Origin of the sequence: Sneathiella chinensis (assembly GCF_012720115.1) — a bacterium.
Lineage (GTDB): Bacteria > Pseudomonadota > Alphaproteobacteria > Sneathiellales > Sneathiellaceae > Sneathiella > Sneathiella chinensis.
In genome coordinates, this window is record NZ_VNWN01000002.1 from 434,822 (window position 1) to 452,370 (window position 17,549).

The 17,549-nt window shown below is 58.0% G+C and carries 15 protein-coding genes; 3 read left to right on the forward strand and 12 right to left on the reverse strand.

Annotation, left to right across the window (positions count from 1 at the left end):
* The first annotated feature begins 31 nt into the window (after positions 1-31).
* Both polA and FQB27_RS02055 read left to right on the forward strand, forming a co-directional pair.
* Positions 32-2,923 (forward strand): DNA polymerase I, encoded by a 2,892-nt coding sequence (polA, locus tag FQB27_RS02050; protein ID WP_169559202.1) that lies wholly within the window; start codon positions 32-34, stop codon positions 2,921-2,923.
* Between the two features lie 53 nt (positions 2,924-2,976).
* The gene (locus tag FQB27_RS02055; protein WP_169559203.1) at positions 2,977-3,927 is read left to right on the forward strand and encodes an AEC family transporter; all 951 of its coding nucleotides are present in this window, start codon (positions 2,977-2,979) and stop codon (positions 3,925-3,927) included.
* Between the two features lie 18 nt (positions 3,928-3,945).
* Here FQB27_RS02055 and arfB read toward each other — a convergent pair whose 3' ends face one another.
* Together arfB and FQB27_RS02065 are read right to left on the reverse strand one after the other, a co-directional pair.
* Positions 3,946-4,365, reverse strand: coding sequence for an alternative ribosome rescue aminoacyl-tRNA hydrolase ArfB (gene arfB / locus FQB27_RS02060; protein WP_169559204.1), 420 nt, complete (start codon positions 4,363-4,365; stop codon positions 3,946-3,948).
* 57 nt (positions 4,366-4,422) lie between these two features.
* Positions 4,423-5,409 carry a 2-hydroxyacid dehydrogenase gene (locus FQB27_RS02065; protein ID WP_169559205.1) on the reverse strand — a complete coding sequence of 329 codons (987 nt, stop codon included), beginning with the start codon at positions 5,407-5,409 and terminating at the stop codon, positions 4,423-4,425.
* A 224-nt stretch (positions 5,410-5,633) separates the two neighbouring features.
* Between FQB27_RS02065 and FQB27_RS02070 the strand changes: the two genes are divergently transcribed.
* Positions 5,634-6,089, forward strand: a complete 456-nt coding sequence (locus FQB27_RS02070; protein WP_206374202.1) for an SH3 domain-containing protein — start codon at positions 5,634-5,636, stop codon at positions 6,087-6,089.
* 49 nt (positions 6,090-6,138) lie between these two features.
* Here FQB27_RS02070 and FQB27_RS02075 read toward each other — a convergent pair whose 3' ends face one another.
* From FQB27_RS02075 to infB, 10 genes are all read right to left on the reverse strand, one after another.
* Entirely contained in the window at positions 6,139-6,732 is a 594-nt protein-coding gene (locus FQB27_RS02075) for a DUF3501 family protein (RefSeq protein WP_169559206.1), read from the reverse strand.
* A gap of 12 nt (positions 6,733-6,744) precedes the next feature.
* Positions 6,745-8,088 carry a heterodisulfide reductase-related iron-sulfur binding cluster gene (locus FQB27_RS02080; protein ID WP_169559207.1) on the reverse strand — a complete coding sequence of 448 codons (1,344 nt, stop codon included), beginning with the start codon at positions 8,086-8,088 and terminating at the stop codon, positions 6,745-6,747.
* Positions 8,089-8,197: 109 nt separating this feature from the next.
* A complete protein-coding gene (locus tag FQB27_RS02085; protein WP_169559208.1) occupies positions 8,198-8,614 on the reverse strand; it encodes a rubrerythrin family protein in 417 nt (138 codons plus the stop codon).
* Positions 8,615-8,813: 199 nt separating this feature from the next.
* Positions 8,814-9,257 carry an iron response transcriptional regulator IrrA gene (gene irrA / locus FQB27_RS02090; protein ID WP_169559209.1) on the reverse strand — a complete coding sequence of 148 codons (444 nt, stop codon included), beginning with the start codon at positions 9,255-9,257 and terminating at the stop codon, positions 8,814-8,816.
* 97 nt (positions 9,258-9,354) lie between these two features.
* Entirely contained in the window at positions 9,355-10,755 is a 1,401-nt protein-coding gene (locus FQB27_RS02095; protein WP_169559210.1) for an NAD(P)H-dependent flavin oxidoreductase, read from the reverse strand.
* A 124-nt stretch (positions 10,756-10,879) separates the two neighbouring features.
* The gene (gene pnp, locus FQB27_RS02100) at positions 10,880-12,991 is read right to left on the reverse strand and encodes a polyribonucleotide nucleotidyltransferase (protein ID WP_169559211.1); all 2,112 of its coding nucleotides are present in this window, start codon (positions 12,989-12,991) and stop codon (positions 10,880-10,882) included.
* A 204-nt stretch (positions 12,992-13,195) separates the two neighbouring features.
* Positions 13,196-13,465 (reverse strand): 30S ribosomal protein S15, encoded by a 270-nt coding sequence (rpsO, locus tag FQB27_RS02105; protein WP_169559212.1) that lies wholly within the window; start codon positions 13,463-13,465, stop codon positions 13,196-13,198.
* Positions 13,466-13,481: 16 nt separating this feature from the next.
* Entirely contained in the window at positions 13,482-14,378 is an 897-nt protein-coding gene (gene truB / locus FQB27_RS02110; protein WP_169559213.1) for a tRNA pseudouridine(55) synthase TruB, read from the reverse strand.
* Positions 14,379-14,392: 14 nt separating this feature from the next.
* Positions 14,393-14,782 (reverse strand): 30S ribosome-binding factor RbfA, encoded by a 390-nt coding sequence (gene rbfA, locus FQB27_RS02115; protein WP_169559214.1) that lies wholly within the window; start codon positions 14,780-14,782, stop codon positions 14,393-14,395.
* A gap of 77 nt (positions 14,783-14,859) precedes the next feature.
* Positions 14,860-17,547: a translation initiation factor IF-2 gene (gene infB, locus FQB27_RS02120; RefSeq protein ID WP_169559215.1), complete on the reverse strand. Its 2,688-nt coding sequence runs from the start codon at positions 17,545-17,547 to the stop codon at positions 14,860-14,862.
* Positions 17,548-17,549 lie beyond the last annotated feature (2 nt).

The following is a 17,549-nucleotide window of genomic DNA, read 5'->3' on the forward strand; positions in this document are numbered from 1 at the left end:
TGAACATACAGGAACAGAACAAGGCAGCCCCATGCAGGAAGCAGACGTTACAGGCGATCCGAACCAGAAACACCGTGTGTATCTGGTGGACGGGTCCGGCTATATTTTTCGCGCCTATTTTGCGATGATCCGCGGGCGCGGGCCGTTGACCCGGTCTGACGGAACGCCAACCGGGGCGGTGCTCGGCTTCTCGAACATGTTGTTCAAGCTGATTCAGGATACCCAGCGCGACGGGCGGGTCAGCCATCTGGCCGTGATCTTTGATTCCAGCCGCAAAACCTTCCGCAGCGAAATCTATCCTGACTACAAGGCCAACCGGGATGCCCCGCCGGAGGATCTGGTGCCGCAGTTCCCGCTGGTCCGGGATGCAACGCGGGCCTTTAATGTTCCGGCAATCGAGAAACCGGGTTTCGAGGCGGATGACATCATCGCCACCTATGCCCGGCAGGCCCGCGAGCGGGACATGGAATGCGTGATTGTCTCGTCCGACAAGGACCTGATGCAGCTTGTCGGCGGACCGGTGAGCATGCTGGACCCCATGAAGAACAAGTCGATCGGCACGGATGAGGTGTTCGAGAAATTCGGCGTTGGCCCGGAACGGGTGGTGGATATTCAGTCCCTTGCGGGGGATAGCGTGGATAACGTCCCCGGTGTGCCCGGCATTGGCATCAAGACAGCGGCCCTGCTGATCAATGAATATGGGGATCTGGATACCCTGCTGGAGCGGGCCGGTGAAATCAAGCAGAAGGGACGCCGCGAAAAGCTGCTGGAACATGCGGACATGGCGCGGATCAGTCGGGAGCTTGTCCGGCTGAAGGACGACGTGGATCTGGAGCAGGACGTGCTGGACCTGAACATCCAGTACCCGGACGCGGATGCCCTGATGGCGTTCCTGCATGAAAACGAGTTTTCCCAGTTGGTCGGGCGGGTCTCCTCCTTTTTCGGGGATGAATTCAAGGCGGCCGGTCAGGCCCTGCCCCAGACCCCGGCAAAACGGGAGGAGGGCGGAGCCGCCCCTGCCGTGGCGGTTGCCCCGGATGTGCTCTCGGCGGAAAAGGATTACAGCACGGTCACCACGCTGGAGGCCTTGCAGGAATGGGTCGACAGGGCACGGTATGTGGGGCATGTGGCTGTGGATACGGAAACCACCAGCCTGAACGCCATGCAGGCCGATCTTGTGGGTATTTCCCTGTGTATCGATCCGGGCAAGGCTTGCTATATTCCGCTCGGGCATATCAAGCCTGCGGTTCAGGGCGGGTTCGATTTCGGGGCCGATGATGCGGCAGGCCTTGAGGACAAGGCGCCGGACCAGCTTCCCAAGGACAAGGTTCTTGAGGTCCTGAAACCCCTGCTGGCCGATCCCGGTGTCCTGAAGATCGGGCAGAATATCAAGTATGACCAGATCATCCTGCAAAATGAAGGGGTCGAGGTAACCCCCATCGACGACACCATGCTGTTGTCCTATGTGCAGGCTGGCGGGTTGCATGGTCATGGCATGGATGAACTGGCGAAACTTCATCTGGATATGACCACCATCCCCTACAAGGAGGTGACCGGCACCGGCAGGTCCCAGATCACCTTCGCCGAGGTTCCCATCGACAAGGCGACCGAATATGCGGCCGAGGATGCGGATATCACCCTGCGTTTGCACAAGGTTCTGAAACCGGGGTTGTACACCAAAGGCGTGGCCACCTTGTACGAGACGATCGAGCGGCCGCTGGTGCCCGTCATTGCCCAGATGGAGCGGGAAGGGATCAAGGTTGATGCGGCCTTCCTGAAAGAGCTGTCCGATGATTTCGGCGCCCGCATGGAGCAATATGTGAGCGAAATCCACGCGCTGGCCGGGGAGGAGTTCAACGTCGCGTCCCCCAAGCAGCTTGGGGAAATCCTGTTTGACAAGATGGAACTGAAGGGCGGCAAGAAAGGCAAGACCGGAGCCTATACCACCGATGTGACGGTTCTGGAGACGCTGGCAGGCGAAGGGGTCGAATTGGCGGCGCGGGTGCTGGAGTGGCGCCAGCTTGCCAAGCTGAAAAGCACCTATACGGATGCCCTGCAGGCGCAGGTCAATCCGCAGACAAACCGGATCCATACCTCGTTCAGTCTGGCAGCGGCGGCCACCGGGCGTCTGGCTTCCAGCGAGCCCAACCTGCAGAATATCCCGATCCGCACCGAAGAGGGGCGCAAGCTGCGCCATGCCTTCATTGCAAAACCGGGTCACAAGCTGATCAGCGCCGACTATTCCCAGATCGAACTGCGCCTGCTGGCCCATATCGCCGATATCGACAGTCTGAAACAGGCCTTTGATGAAGGGCTGGACATTCACGCCAAAACCGCGTCACAGGTCTTTGGCATTCCGCTGGAAGGCATGGACCCCATGATGCGTCGCTCTGCGAAGGCGATCAACTTCGGGATCATCTATGGCATCAGCGCCTTCGGTCTGGCCCGTCAGTTGGATGTGTCTCGCGGTCAGGCAAAGGACTATATTGACGCCTATTTCGAGCAGTATCCGGGCATTCGCAAATATATGGAGGCAACCAAGGTCTTCTGTCATGAGCATGGCTATGTCCAGACCCTGTTCGGGCGCCGCGTTCATTTGCCGGGCATCAACGACAAGAACGGTGCCCGTCGCAGTTTCTCGGAGCGGGCAGCCATCAACGCCCCCATTCAGGGATCGGCGGCGGATATTATCAAGCGAGCCATGATCCGGGTGCCGGATGCCTTGCAGGATGCCGGTCTGAACGGGCGGATGCTGTTGCAGGTGCATGACGAACTGATCTTCGAGGTGCCCGAAAGCGAGGCGGAGAAAACCGCCGCCGTGATCAAGACGGTGATGGAGAAAGCCGCCCTTCCGGCTGTCGAGATTTCGGTGCCCCTGATTGTGGATGCCGGGATCGGGGATAACTGGGGCGAGGCACACTAGACAATACCGGCTTTGGCGTATCTGCCGGCAATCCGGCAGGGAAATGTAGCGTAATGATTTCAGTCCTGTCCGTTGTCGGACCCATCTTCGCCCTTGTTGCCCTTGGCTATGTCAGTGTGCGATTGCGACTGTTCCCGGCGGAAGGTGTGTCGGGACTGATTTCCTTTGTGAACAATTTCGCGACGCCGTGTCTTCTGTTTCAGGCCATGCTGACGGTGGATTTTTCCACCGCCTTCAATCCGCGCTATCTACTGTCCTTCTATATCGGGGCGTTTGCCTGCTTCTTTGTGGGTTTCTTGATCGCGCGGTATGTCTTCAGGCGCCGGGCCGGGGAATCCGTGGCCGTGGCCTTTTCCGCCTATTTCACCAATACGATCCTGCTGGGCCTGCCGATCATTCAGCGGGCCTATGGGGACGAGGCGTTGCCATACCTCTTTGCCATCGTCGGGTTCCATGCCCCGATTTTGATGAGCTTTGGCATGCTGGTTATGGAATTTGCACGGCGCGATGGGGCCCCCATGAAGGCGGCCCTGATACAATCCCTGTCAAAGGTGGTGCGAAACCCGTTGCTAATCGGGATTACCCTTGGGATTACGGCCAATCTTTCCGGCATTGACCTGCCCGAAGTGGTGGATGTGGCCACCCAGATGATGGCGACGGCGGTTCTGCCAGCGGCCCTGTTCGGGCTGGGCGGTGCCTTGAACCAGTATAAATTGCGGGAAAGCTGGCAACAGGCGCTGGTCTCGTCCCTGCTGAAGCTGTGCCTGCATCCGGCCATTGCCCTTGTCCTGTGCCATTATGTCTTTGGCCTGCCGTGGGAGATGACGCGGGTCGCGGTCCTGACGGCGGCCATGCCGTCGGGCCTCAACGTCTATATCTTCGCCACCTTCTATAACCGCTCAACGGATATTGCGGCGAATACCATCCTGCAAAGCACGGTGCTTGGGGTGGTGACCATTTCAACATGGTTGCTGCTGCTGGAATATCTGGCGGCGCGGCTGTAACAAGCGGAACAGGGCCCCCTAGTCGTAGGAGACCTTGCGGCGGGTTTTCTTGAGGTCGCCGCGTTGCTGCTTCTTGTCGAGCCGTTTCATTTTTGAGGAATAGGTGGGCTTGGTCGGGCGGCGGTGCTTGGGCACGATGGTGGCCTCCCGGATCAGGTCAACAAGGCGGTCCTGTGCGGCCTTGCGGTTGCGGTCCTGACTTCGAAATTCATTGGCGGTTAGCACAATGACCCCGTCCTTGGTCATTTTCTGCCCGGCGATCCGGCGCAGACGGCTGAAAACATCCGCCGGGATGCCGGGGCTGTTCCGGGCATCGAAGCGGATCTGGACGGCGGTCTCGACCTTGTTCACATTCTGTCCGCCCGGCCCGGACGCGCGGATAAAACTTTCCTTTATCTCGTCTTCATCAATCTGGATTTTGGGCGTGACAGTGATCATGGCTTTAATGGCAAAGGCCCGGATTGACCGGGCCTTTCGTTGTTTTCCTGTTGTCGGTTACAGCATGGCCTGAACAACACGGTCCGGCGGGGTATGCCCGTCGATGAAGGTCTTGATATTGATCAGGACCTTTTCTCCCATGTCAATCCGCCCTTCAATGGTTGCTGAACCCATATGGGGCAGCAGGATCACATTGTCCAGTTCCAGAAGTTTCGGGTTTACGGCGGGTTCATGTTCGAACACGTCAAGGCCGGCCCCGGCCAGATCGCCGTTGCGCAGCATCCGGGTCAGGGCATTTTCGTCCACGACCTCGCCGCGGGAGGTGTTGACCACATAGGCGTGTTTCGGCATCAGTTTCAGGCGCCGGGAATTGAGCAGGTGGAACGTGCCGGGGGTATGCGGGCAGTTGATGGAGATGATATCCATCCGCGCCAGCATCTGGTCCAGGCTTTCCCAATAGGTGGCTTCCAGCTCGTCCTCAATGTAGTTCGGCAGCTTGTTGCGGTTGTGGTAGTGGATGGACAGACCAAAGGCCTTGGCACGGCGCGCCACGGCCTGACCGATCCGGCCCATGCCGATGATGCCAAGGCGCTTGCCCCAGATACGGTGGCCCAGCATGCCGGTCGGTGACCAGCCCTGCCAGTTTCCGGCCCGCATGACCCGTTCGCCTTCGGTCAGGCGGCGCGGGACAGCCATGATCAGCGCCATGGTCATATCGGCGGTATCCTCGGTCAGGACGCCGGGGGTGTTGGTGACGGTAATGCCCCGCCCGCGAGCGGTGGCAAGGTCGATATGATCCACACCGGTGCCGAAGCTGGCGATCAGTTTCAGGTTCGGGTTGGCCTGGCTGAGAACCCCAAGGTCAATCTTGTCGGTAACGGTCGGGACCAGTACATCGGCGGTTTGAACAGCCTCAATCAGCTCAATCTGCGACATGGGTTTGTCGTCATGATTAAGGCGGGTATCAAACAGCTCCATCATCCGGGTTTCGATGATATCGGGAAGTTTACGGGTAACAACGACAACCGGTTTTTTTTGTGACATTTGGCTCTCTCTTCCAACGGCCTTTTTTTATGGTGACCTCTTGCCGTTTTTTCTAGCAGATACAGACCGATCAGACAAATTCTGCCTTGCCGGTCGACCCTGTTTTTTTGATTTCTTGACCCTGCAGCGGCTAACACGGCATAAAGGTCCCGGTATCATATCACCATAAAGAAGGCCGTTTCGTGAAAAGTTTTTTGACCCGGAATCTGTTTTTAGTCCTGTGCGTGCTGCTTGTGTCTGTTCCTGCCTTCCGGGCCATTGCGGAAACCGGCCTGCCGGTGCCGCGCTTTGTCTCTCTCGGCTCCAGCGAGGTGAACGTGCGGGTCGGTCCCGGCAAGCGCTATCCCATTTCCTGGGTTTTTGTGCGGAGCGGCTGGCCGGTCGAGATTATTGCCGAATATGAACACTGGCGGCAAATCCGGGATATCGAGGGCGAGACAGGCTGGGTGCACCGGAACCTGTTGTCCGGCCGCCGGACCATTCTGGTGACGGAAGACCCGCGCCCTCTTTATGAAGACCCGAAAGAGGATAGCGAGGTTCTGCTATTGGCTGAACCGGGGGTTCAGGGCAAGCTGCTGCAGTGTGACGGGGAATGGTGTCAGGTGGAGATCGCCGGAAACGAGGGATGGCTCCGGGCAAACCAGTTCTATGGTGTGTATGCCAACGAGAAAATCCGCTGAGCCTGACCCGGCAAGGGGCGCGGGCGGTTCGTCGATCAACCGAAAGCCTTTAATCGAAATCTTCCGCCAAAGCCTCCCGTGTTGCGGCGCCCAGCATGGCCATATGCCCATAATTTGCATGTTCAATCCCCAGAATAATGGGGGAACTGCTGATTTTGAAATCCCGCTTCTGGGCCTCGCTCAAGGGAAAATGCAGAAAATGGATGGACGAGGTCTTGCCGTCCGGGGTGGTGCGTTCCACTTCCTGTTCTGCGGTGGCGTAAATCTTTTCGTCATTGATCTGAAGATAGACGGCTTCCTCGATATGCCCCAACTGGCGGAGGGTATAGTCCCGCCGGACCGGGTCATCAATTTCCAGCATCAGGGTGGCCACCAGTTCCGATCCGTTGGGGATCAGCGGGTTATAGGCGGTCAGTTCATCGGTAATCTGTTCCTCGCCGCCGCCCTCGATATAGAGCATTTCGTGAATTTGCGCCCACATGGTGGCGTAATTCTCGAAATAGAAGGTGGCAAAGGGCCCGACGGACACCCGGCGGGGCTTTTTCAGGGCGACCAGTTGTGTCTTGTGTTCTTTGCGGATACGGGCGTAATCCTCGACAGGCATGATGTCGTCCCGGGTGATCTCTTTTTTGAGGGCAGTCATCATCACTTCCTTTTAATCGGTCAGGCCATAGGCGGCGGCGACAAGTTCAATGGGATGAAGGGCCTTGCGACTTTCGGCCCCGTCACTGTCCAGTTTTTCCATCCCCTGCAGCAGATGTTCGGCGGCCAGCGGGCATTCCGATGCGAAATAGGCAGCGCCGGATTTCAGGCTGGTGCGGGCGGCCGGGGTGCCCACCTTGATGGCCGTCTCGAAATTATCCTTCATGATCCCCCATGACCCGCCATGGCCGGAACAGCGCTCGACGACTGCGACGCGGGTTTCCGGGATCAGGCGGAGAAGTTCCGCCCCCTTGGCCCCCATATTCTGGGCGCGGGCGTGGCAGGCCAGATGCATGGAAACCGCCCCGTCCAAAGGCTGCATACCACCGGCCAGGCCTTCTTTCTTGGCGATATCCACCAGATATTCGGCAACGTCATAGGTGGCCTTGGACAGTTTTTCGACCGCCGGATTGCCGGGGACAATCAGCGGCCATTCAAATTTCAGCATCAGCGCGCAGGACGAGACAAGCGCGATAATGTCATATCCCTTGTCGATCCACCCGGCCAGTTCCGCCGAGACCTTGTCCGCGTTGTCGGCAACCGCCTTCAGGTCGCCCTGTTCCAGCAGGGGCATACCGCAACAGCCGGGATAGACAACCTCGGTCTCGACCCCGTTTCGGGCTAGAACCTTGCGGGTGGCCTCGCCAATGCCCGGATTGTTGTAATTGCCAAAACAGGTGGCATAGATCACCGCCTTGCGGCCATGGGCCGGGGCATCGGGGTTCACGGTCAGGACATTGTCCCGGGCCCGATCCAGAAGGGTTTTCGAGTGATAGGGCGGCAGCGCCGCGTCCTTGTGAATGCCAAGGGTGCTTTCCATGATACCGCGGGTCAGGCCGTTCTTGCGATTGCTTGCCCAGTTGGCGATTGGCGCCACATGCTTGGCCATGTTGCCATTGCGGTCGGTTTTTGCCAGTTGCCGGGGCACAAACTTGTCTTCGCCCTTCTTCTTTTCCACGGCCCGATAGCGCAGCATCAGATGCGGGAAATCCAGATTGAATTCATGGGGCGGCACATAGGGGCATTTGGTCATGAAACACATGTCACACAGGGTGCAGGCATCGACCACCGGCTTGAAGTCGGCTGACGATACGGTATCCAGTTCCCCGCTTTCCGACTCGTCGATCAGGTCGAACAGGCGCGGGAAGGAATCACACAGGTTGAAGCAGCGACGACAGCCATGACAGATATCGAAGACCCGCCGCAGTTCCTCATCCAGCAGGGCTTCGTCGTAAAATTCGGGATCGTTCCAGTTGATGGGATGCCGCACGGGCGCATCAAGGCTTCCTTCACGCATGGGGACTCCTGTGGGTCAAGGCAACGCTGTGGTCAAATAAAGGCTGGCAGGGGCGGGTGGTGCGCGCACCTCTCCCGGCCCCTGACAGCCATATTCCGGGGAAGCCGGATCAGGCCATGTTGTCGAGGGCTTTCTGGAAGCGCCCGGCGTGGCTTTTTTCGGCCTTGGCAAGGGTTTCGAACCAGTCGGCGATTTCGTCGTGGCCTTCGTCGCGCGCGGTTTTCGCCATGCCCGGATACATATCCGTATATTCATGGGTTTCACCGGCAATGGCGGCCTTCAGGTTGTCACTGGTCCCCCCGATGGGCAGGCCGGTGGCCGGATCACCCACTTCTTCCAGAAATTCCAGATGACCGTGGGCGTGCCCGGTTTCACCTTCCGCGGTGGAGCGGAAAACGGCGGATACGTCGTTATATCCTTCAATATCGGCTTTCTGTGCGAAGTAGAGATAGCGGCGATTGGCCTGGGATTCGCCGGCAAAGGCATCTTTCAGATTTTGTTCTGTCTTGCTTCCCTTCAATGACATAAGGGTCCTCCTGTGCTCAGATCGGGTGGGTGATGATTTTGTAATTTACTTAATCCAAATATAGAAAGGCTGGGAAGGCCTGTCAATATATTAGAATAATTCTAAAAAGGCTCAGGAGCGGGGCCGGGAGGACAGATAGCGGGGGTAAAGCCCGCCCCGAATGGGGTCTGGGCGCGGCCAGCGTCCCGCCAGTATGCGGCTAAAGCGGGAGCTTTCGTGTCCCGGAAAGCCGAATGACCACATCAATACTGGAAATTTCCGACCCTTCCGGCAAGGGGGGCAGGTTTTTCAGTTCCAATTCTGACGACGGGATGTCTTCCAGCAGGCCCGTATCCTCGTGAAAGAAGTGGTGGTGCCGCTCCATGTTGGTGTCGAAATAGGAACGGTCCGTATCCACGACAACTTCCCGGAGCAGGCCGGCAGCGGTAAATTGATGGAGGGTGTTATAGATGGTCGCAAGCGAGACCCGGATGCCCCTTTTCATGGCCTCGCCATGCAGCTTTTCAGCGGTCACATGGCGATGTCCGGCCTGAAACAGCAAACCGGCCAGAGCCAGTCTCTGGCGGGTCGGGCGGAGTCCCACCGCCCTGATCCTGCTTTCAAGATAATCTGTTGTTTCCCGGTTGGGGACAGAAGGGGTCATGACGATACTTCTTGCTGAAAGGCACACCACATTAATCTTATATAGTGTGCTTTTTTGAATAATTCAAATCAGCAAGAGACCGTCATGCCGGTTCCGATTATTTTCCTGTCATGATCCGGTCGACCAGTTCCTTGACCGTCGGGATGAAGCCGTCCTTGTAGAACGGGTCCGTCGCGAAGCGGTAGGCGCCATGACCGGCAAACATCAGGTTGTTTTCCACACTGTCGTCCATATGGATGACATCCTGCAGGGTCTTCTGGATGCAGAAGCTGCGCGGGTCCGCCTTACGGCCGGTATTGCCTTTCTCGTTTTCTGCCCAGTTCGAGAAGTTGCAATGGGACAGGCAACCCATACAGTCGATCTGGTCCTGACGGATTTCCTGCATTTTTTCCGGTGTGACGAAAATCATGGTGGAATCCGGGGTCTTGATCCCTTCTGTATAACCCTGATTGAGCCAGCTTTGGGCGCTTTCCTTGTCCTTGGGTGTCAGGAAGATTTCCCGATTGCGAACACCATAGGTGAAGGAGGCGCTGTGCTCGCCCACAGGCTGCGTAGAAAAGGCTACCTGACGGTCTGAACGGGCTTTCAGTTCATCAATGAAGTCATTGCGAACCGCAGAGGACCAGAAACCGGTCGGGCTGAACTGGTTCAGGAACACATCGCCCTTCTTCAGGGTCAGCAGCTTTTGCTTCCACGCGTCAGAAATCGGGCTTTCCTGCGTCAGCAGGGGACGGGTCCCGAACTGGAAGGCAACAGGGCCGATTTCCGGATTGTCGAGCCAGTGCTCCCAATCCTCGATATGCCAGACACCGCCCGCCATGATGATGGGGGTGTTGTGCAGGCCGATTTCGTTCATCAGGGCCCGCAGCGCAGCCACCCGTGGGTACGGGTCTTCCGGCAGCAGCGGGTCTTCGGAATTGCTGAGACCGTTATGACCGCCGGCAAGCCACGGATCTTCATAGACCACGCCGCCCAGCCAGTCGGAGAATTTGTGATAAGCCCGTTTCCAAAGCGCGCGGAAGGCGCGGGCAGAGGAGATGATCGGGTAATAGTGAACCTTGTAGTCCGCAGCGATCTGGGCCACGCGATAGGGCATGCCCGCGCCGCAGGTGATACCGTGGATCAGGCCACGGGCGCCTTCAAGAACGCCGTGCAGAATGCGTTCCGCACCGCCCATTTCCCAAAGCACGTTCATGTGAACACAACCGGCGCCGCCCGCCAGATCGTGGGCAATACGGGCCTGTGCGATACCGCCCTGAATGCCGTAGGCAACCAGTTCTTCGTGGCGATCGCGCCGGGTCCGGCCATGATAGATTTGCGGGATCCGGTTGCCGTTTTCATCGTAACTGTCCGCGTTTACGCCTGAAAACGTTGCAACACCGCCTGCAGCAGCCCACGCCCCTGAACTTTGGCCGGAGGATACAGCAATGCCCTTGCCGCCTTCAATAAGGGGAAGAACTTCTTTCCCGGACATAACGATGGAATTCAGTGATTTCACGACACTATCCCTACTGTAATGTAACTCTGTACATACCAATTAGAGCAAGACGCAGTATGCATCAAGCGGTGCAAATGACGCAAGGCGGGCCGCTGAGCGGCCCGCCTATTCTCAAAGTCGAGCCTTATTCAGCGTCGCTTTCTTCGTCCTGACTGGCTTCGTCAGCCTGGACCGCCTTGATGGACAGGCGAACCTTGCCCTTCGGGTCGATTTCCAGAACCTTGACGCGAACCTCATCGCCTTCGTTGACGATATCCGTCACCTTGGCGACGCGCTTCGGAGCCAGTTCGGAAATGTGAACCAGACCGTCGCGGTTCCCGAAGAAGTTTACGAATGCGCCAAAGTCGACAACCTTGACGACCTTACCTGTATAGGTAACACCGACTTCAGGATCGTCAACGATGGATTTGATCCAGTTGACCGCAGCTTCTGCACTTTCAGTGGTGGTGGCCGCAACTTTCACGGTGCCGTCATCCTCGATATCGATCTTGGCGCCGGTTGTTTCGCAGATTTCGCGAATAACCTTACCGCCTGTACCGATGATGTCGCGGATCTTGTCTTTCTTGACAGTCAGCTGCGTGATGCGCGGGGCACCGTCACGGACACCTTCGCGGGCGGCGTCAATGGCCTTGGCCATTTCACCGAGAATGTGGAACCGGCCTTCCTTGGCCTGATCCAGAGCGGTCCGCATGATTTCCTCGGTAATCCCGGAAATCTTGATGTCCATCTGCAGGGAGGTCACGCCTTTTTCCGTACCGGCAACCTTGAAGTCCATGTCGCCGAGGTGATCTTCATCACCCAGGATGTCGGACAGAACGGCATACTGGCCGTCTTCTTCAAGGATCAGGCCCATGGCGATCCCGGCGACCGGGCGTTTCAGCGGAACACCGGCGTCCATCAGGGACAGGGAGGTGCCGCAAACAGTTGCCATGGAAGAGGAACCGTTGGATTCGGTCACTTCGGAAACAACCCGCAGGGTGTACGGGAATTCGTCCTTGCCGGGCAGCAGCGGATGAACCGCCCGCCATGCCAGCTTGCCGTGACCGACTTCGCGGCGACCGGTAAAGCCAACACGACCTGCTTCACCGACAGAGTAAGGCGGGAAGTTGTAGTGCAGCATGAAGTTTTCGCGGTATTCGCCTTCAAGGGCGTCCACGATCTGCTCGTCCTGACCGGTACCCAGTGTGGTGACGACCAGTGCCTGTGTTTCGCCGCGTGTGAACAGGGCGGAACCGTGACTGCGGGGCAGCGGACCAACTTCGGCAACGATCTGACGAACCGTCTTGGTGTCGCGGCCGTCGATACGGGTGCCGGTGGACAGGATGTTGCCACGCACGATTTTCTTCTCGATCTTCTTGAGAATACCGGCAGCGGCTTCAACTTCGTCTTCTTCCAGAGTTGCAAGGGCGGCATCTTTGGCAGCCTGTACCTTTTCAACCCGGTTCTGCTTGATCTGTTCTTTATAGGCTTCCATCAGCGGGGCTTCAGCCGCACCGCGGACCTTGGCTTCCAGATCGGCATCCACTTCCTTGGGCGCGAAGTTCCAAGGCTCCTTGGCGCAGTCTTCAGCCAGTTCAATGATGGCTTCGATGACCGGCTGGAATTCGCGGTGGCCAAACATGACGGCGCCGAGCATCTGCTCTTCGGTCAGTTCGTTGGCTTCGGATTCGATCATCAGAACGGCGTCTTCGGTACCGGCGATCACCAGATCAAGGTCGCTGTCGTTGAGCTGCTCGGAGGTCGGGTTGAGGACGTATTCGCCGTCAACAAAACCAACGCGGGCGGCGCCAACCGGGCCGAGGAACGGAATGCCGGACAGGGTCAGGGCCGCAGAGGCACCGACGAGGGCAACCACATCCGGGTCATTTTCCAGATCGTGGGCCAGAACCGTACAGATGATTTGTGTTTCGTTTTTAAAGCCGCTGACGAAAGACGGACGCAGCGGGCGGTCGATCAGACGGGAAACAAGGGTTTCCTTTTCTGACGGACGGCCTTCACGCTTGAAAAATCCGCCGGGGATTTTGCCGGCAGCGTAGGCTTTTTCCTGATAGTTGACGGTCAGCGGGAAGAAATCCACACCGGGTTTTTCGGATTTTGCCGCAACAGCAGTACACAGAACCTGTGTTCCGCCATAGGTAATCATGACAGCGCCGTCAGCCTGACGGGCAACCTTACCTGTTTCCAATACGAGCGGACGACCGCCCCACATCACTTCCTTGCGATGTACTTCAAACATTTCTTTTCCTTCCAATGCAGAACCGGCCCTGTGCCAGACTGCCCTTCAACGGAACCCTATGTCCCGTTCTGTATGTCTTCTTACATAGTACCCGGAGTTATTCCAAAAACGCCGAACGCCGGCATGCACCGGGGCACGCGCCCCAGAGCATCACCGGCGTTGGACTGTAACGCGACCTTTGTAAAAGGTCCAGATACGGTATTCTTATTTACGAATGCCAAGGCGCTTGATCGTATCCTGATAACGCTCTTCGCTGTTCTTTCTGAGATAGTCCAGCAAACGGCGACGCTTGCTAACCAGGCTCAGCAGGCCACGGCGTGAGTGAACGTCTTTCTTGTGGTCCTTGAAGTGGCCGGTCAGGTTGGTGATCCGTTCAGACAGGATTGCAATCTGGACTTCCGGTGAACCTGTGTCGCCTGCTTTGGTGGCGAATTCCTTGATCAGTTCTGCTTTTCTTTCTGCAGTGATCGACATCGTATAACTCCGTAGATTATAAATTAAAAACCCTGGACGGGAAGAACACGCCCGCTTCCACCGTTCCGATGGCAAGAGGGGTCTGACCGTCCGTGACGCAGACGATACCGTCTGCACAGTTTGGAACCGCCACGTCATTGCCGTGCCTCACGCGGATTGCCTGAGTTTCCGCAACGGCCACTGCCGGGATGTCGTCCAGCGGGGTCGTGATCGGAAGCAAGTCCTCAAAACTGGCGGGACACTGCCATAGCTTTTCCAACTTATCCAGCGAAATCGCATTTTCTTCTAAAAAAGGGCCGACCCGTGTTCGCCGCAGTTGTACAAGATGGGCACAGGTGCCAAGCGCCTTGGCCAGATCCCGCGCCAACGCACGGATATAGGTGCCCTTGCCGCAGGTTACATCCAGAACCGCATGGTCCGCATCCGGCAGTTGGGACAGGGTCAGGTCGTAAATCATGACCTCGCGTGCGGGGATGTCCACGTCATCGCCTTTGCGGGCCAGTTTATAGGCGCGCTCGCCATTGATTTTAATGGCGGAATAGGCGGGGGGGATCTGGGTGATCTGGCCGATGAAGCCGGGCAGGGCGGCTAGAATGTCGGCTTCGGTCGGGCGGTGGTCACTGGTCTCGGTGATTTCGCCCTCAATGTCATCCGTATTGGTGGCCTGTCCCCAGCGGGCGGTAAAGCGGTATCCCTTGGTGTCGGCCATCATATAGCTGACGGTCTTGGTTGCCTCACCAAGGGCGATGGGCAGGACGCCGGTGGCGAAGGGGTCAAGGGTACCGGCATGGCCCACTTTCTGGGCATTGGTGATTCGCTTGACCGCACCGACAACGGCGGCGGAACTCATGCCCGCCGGCTTGTCGATATTCATCCACCCGTGTACGGGAATGCCGCGTCTTTTTCGGCCCATGAAGGATCGTTGCCTCAGACTTGGTCTTCGGGCTTGTGGTGCCCCCGGATAAGCTGGTCGATATGGTCGCCATATTCGAACGAGTCATCGATCTTGAAACTCAGGCGCGGCGTGAATTTCATGCTGAGCTGCCGTCCCATCTGTTCCTGGATAAAGCCGGAAGACCGGTTCAGGGCCTTCACAATCTTGTCCTCGTTCAGGCCACCCAGCGGGATGACATAAACGGTGGCGTTCCGCATGTCCGGGCTGGGCTGGACCTCGGTCACGGTGACGGTGGTATCCACCAGATCCGGATCATGGATATTTCCCTCGATCAGGACAGCGGAGATAATGTGGCGCAGTTGCTCACCAACCCGCAACTGGCGTTTGCTGGCGGCTCTGGCGGACCGTTTTTGCTGTGTCATGGAACCTCAAACCCATAAGGGCGGGGTCCGAAGACACCCGCCTGTCAGGAGATAGCAAGGAGAACCGTCGGCGCGACTTAAAGTTCGCGGGCGATTTCCTTGATTTCGAAACATTCAATAAAGTCACCGACCTGAATGTCGTGGTAGTTTTCAAAGGCCATACCACATTCCATGCCGGACTTGACTTCCTTGACCTCGTCCTTGAAGCGTTTCAGGGTGGACAGGGTTCCTTCGTGGATCACCACGTTGTCGCGCAGCAGGCGAACCTTGGCGCCGCGCTTCACAAGACCTTCCGTTACCATACAGCCACCGATCTTGCCCACCTTGGTAATGTTGAACACTTCGCGAATTTCGGCATAGCCGAGGAAGTCTTCCTGCAAGGTCGGGGCAAGCATGCCGGACAGCATGGCCCTGATGTCATCGATGACGTTATAGATGACAGAGTAGTAGCGGATATCCACACCGGCGGCCTGAGCCTCTTCCCGGGCTTGCTTGTTGGCGCGGGTGTTGAACGCGATGATCATCGCGTTGGAGGCGGCAGCGAGCGTAATGTCGGACTCGGTAATACCGCCCACACCGGACAGCAGGACCTTGACCGCCACTTCGTCCGTGGACAGTTTTTCCAGAGAGTTGACAATGGCTTCGGAAGAGCCCTGAACGTCGGCCTTGATGACCACGGGCAGTTCGTCGGCTGTGCCTTCCTTGATGGCGCTGAACATCTGTTCGATGGTGCCGCGGGCCGTTGCCGTAACCTTCTTCTCTTTTTCAAGACGCAGACGGTATTCAGCAATTTCCTTGGCCTTGCCTTCATTTTCGGTCACTGCGAAATCGTCACCGGCAACAGGGGCACCCTGAATACCGAGGATTTCAACCGGAACAGAAGGACCAGCTTCTTCAACCTGGTTGCCACGGTGATCCAGCAGGGCACGAACCTTACCGTAAGCGGAGCCGGCAACGAAGTTGTCCCCGATCCGCAGGGTGCCGCGCTTGACCAGAACGGTGGCGACCATGCCGCGACCGGTTTCGATCTTGGATTCGACCACGGTTCCTTGTGCCGCACGCTCCGGGTTGGCCCGCAGTTCAAGCATTTCGGATTGCAGCAGGATCGCGTCCTGCAGCTTGTCGAGGCCGGTTCCGTTCAGCGCAGAGACTTCCACGCTGAGAACGTCACCGCCCATGTCCTCAACGAACACTTCATGCTGCAGCAGTTCCTGACGGACCTTGTCCGGGTTGGCGGCAGGCTTGTCGCACTTGTTGATGGCAATGATGATCGGAACACCGGCCGCCTTGGCGTGCTTGATGGCCTCGATCGTCTGCGGCATGACACTGTCGTCAGCCGCGACCACCAGAATAACGATATCCGTGACGCTGGCACCGCGCATCCGCATGGCCGTAAAGGCCTCGTGACCCGGTGTGTCAAGGAAGGTGATCACATTGCCAGAGGCCAGTTTCACCTGATAGGCACCGATATGCTGCGTAATGCCGCCAGCTTCGCCGGACACAACGTCCGTCTTGCGCAGGGCGTCCAGAAGCGAGGTCTTACCATGGTCAACGTGACCCATGACGGCAACCACAGGGGCGCGGGGCAGAAGGGTTTCTTCCGCATCCTGATCGTCCATGCCGAGGCCGATTTCCACGTCGGATTCTGCAACCCGCTTGGCGGTGTGACCCAGTTCCTCGACCACCAGTTCCGCCGTATCGGCGTCAATGGTCTGGTTGGCAGTTGCCATGATGCCCAGTTTCATCAGGCACTTGATCACATCCACGGACCGTTCGGACATCCGGTTGGCCAGTTCCTGTACGGAAATGACTTCCGGAATGATAACTTCCCGGTAAACCTTCTGCGGGGCTTCCGCAGTTTGCATCATCTGCTGTTTCTTGCGGGCGCGCTTGACGGACGCCAGAGACCGCTGTTTCGGTCCCCGGTCATCAAGGGCTTCACCGATGGTCAGGCGACCGGAACGGCGACGCTGATCCCCCATGCGCTTGGCAGACGGATTTCCGCGATCGTCGGTTGTGCGGGTCGGGGTCTTGCCTTTCTTGCGTGCGGCGCCAGCGGTGCGATCCGCAGGGCCGGCATCCACATCGGCGCCACCGGCTGCCGGGCGCGCAGACGGACGGGACGGAGCAGCCGGTTTGGCGGCCCGCTTCGGTTCCTCAATCGCGGCGGCTTTTTTCTTTTCGCGGTGAACGGCAGCTTCTGCAACCTTGGTAGCCTCGGCCGCTTCCATCAGGCGGCGGGCTTCTTCTTCCTCGGCACGGCGACGTTCTTCCGGGGACTTGCGCTTGGCAAGACGCTCGGTTTCTTTTTTCTGCTTGTCCGCTTCGGCTTTCTCGGCTGCCTTGCGGGCGGCTTCCTCAGCTTCGCGGGCTTCGCGTTCACGGTCGATTTCCTGCTGACGCTGCGCTTGTTCGCGCGCACCGGCAAGCGCCGCGAGACGGGCTGCCTTCTCGTTGGAGGTCAGGGCCGCTTCATCACGGTTGTCCTTACCACGGCCGGATTGACCAGCAGGCTTTTTCGCGCCGGATTTACCAACACTCAGGGTCTTTTTCGGACCACTTGCTGCGGGGGCGGAAAGGGTGGGCTTGGCCGCAGTGGGAGTATGGGCGCCGCGCTTCTTGCGAACCTCCACCTGCACGGTCTTTGACCGACCATGGCTAAAGCTCTGTCGAACCTGTCCGGCGTCTCCGGTACTTTTCTTCACTTCCAATGGCTTGTTCAAGCTCAGTGACTTGCGTCCGCCTTTGTCGTTTGTTTCAGTCATTC

Excerpts from the sequence above, each read along its gene's own strand:
- polA (WP_169559202.1), top strand. The coding sequence starts at position 32 with ATGCAGGAAGCAGACGTTACAGGCGATCCGAACCAGAAACACCGTGTG.
- FQB27_RS02055 (WP_169559203.1), top strand. The coding sequence starts at position 2,977 with ATGATTTCAGTCCTGTCCGTTGTCGGACCCATCTTCGCCCTTGTTGCC.
- arfB (WP_169559204.1), bottom strand. The coding sequence starts at position 4,365 with ATGATCACTGTCACGCCCAAAATCCAGATTGATGAAGACGAGATAAAG.
- FQB27_RS02065 (WP_169559205.1), bottom strand. The coding sequence starts at position 5,409 with ATGTCACAAAAAAAACCGGTTGTCGTTGTTACCCGTAAACTTCCCGAT.
- FQB27_RS02075 (WP_169559206.1), bottom strand. The coding sequence starts at position 6,732 with ATGACTGCCCTCAAAAAAGAGATCACCCGGGACGACATCATGCCTGTC.
- FQB27_RS02080 (WP_169559207.1), bottom strand. The coding sequence starts at position 8,088 with ATGCGTGAAGGAAGCCTTGATGCGCCCGTGCGGCATCCCATCAACTGG.
- FQB27_RS02085 (WP_169559208.1), bottom strand. The coding sequence starts at position 8,614 with ATGTCATTGAAGGGAAGCAAGACAGAACAAAATCTGAAAGATGCCTTT.
- irrA (WP_169559209.1), bottom strand. The coding sequence starts at position 9,257 with ATGACCCCTTCTGTCCCCAACCGGGAAACAACAGATTATCTTGAAAGC.
- pnp (WP_169559211.1), bottom strand. The coding sequence starts at position 12,991 with ATGTTTGAAGTACATCGCAAGGAAGTGATGTGGGGCGGTCGTCCGCTC.
- rpsO (WP_169559212.1), bottom strand. The coding sequence starts at position 13,465 with ATGTCGATCACTGCAGAAAGAAAAGCAGAACTGATCAAGGAATTCGCC.
- truB (WP_169559213.1), bottom strand. The coding sequence starts at position 14,378 with ATGGGCCGAAAAAGACGCGGCATTCCCGTACACGGGTGGATGAATATC.
- rbfA (WP_169559214.1), bottom strand. The coding sequence starts at position 14,782 with ATGACACAGCAAAAACGGTCCGCCAGAGCCGCCAGCAAACGCCAGTTG.
- infB (WP_169559215.1), bottom strand. The coding sequence starts at position 17,547 with ATGACTGAAACAAACGACAAAGGCGGACGCAAGTCACTGAGCTTGAAC.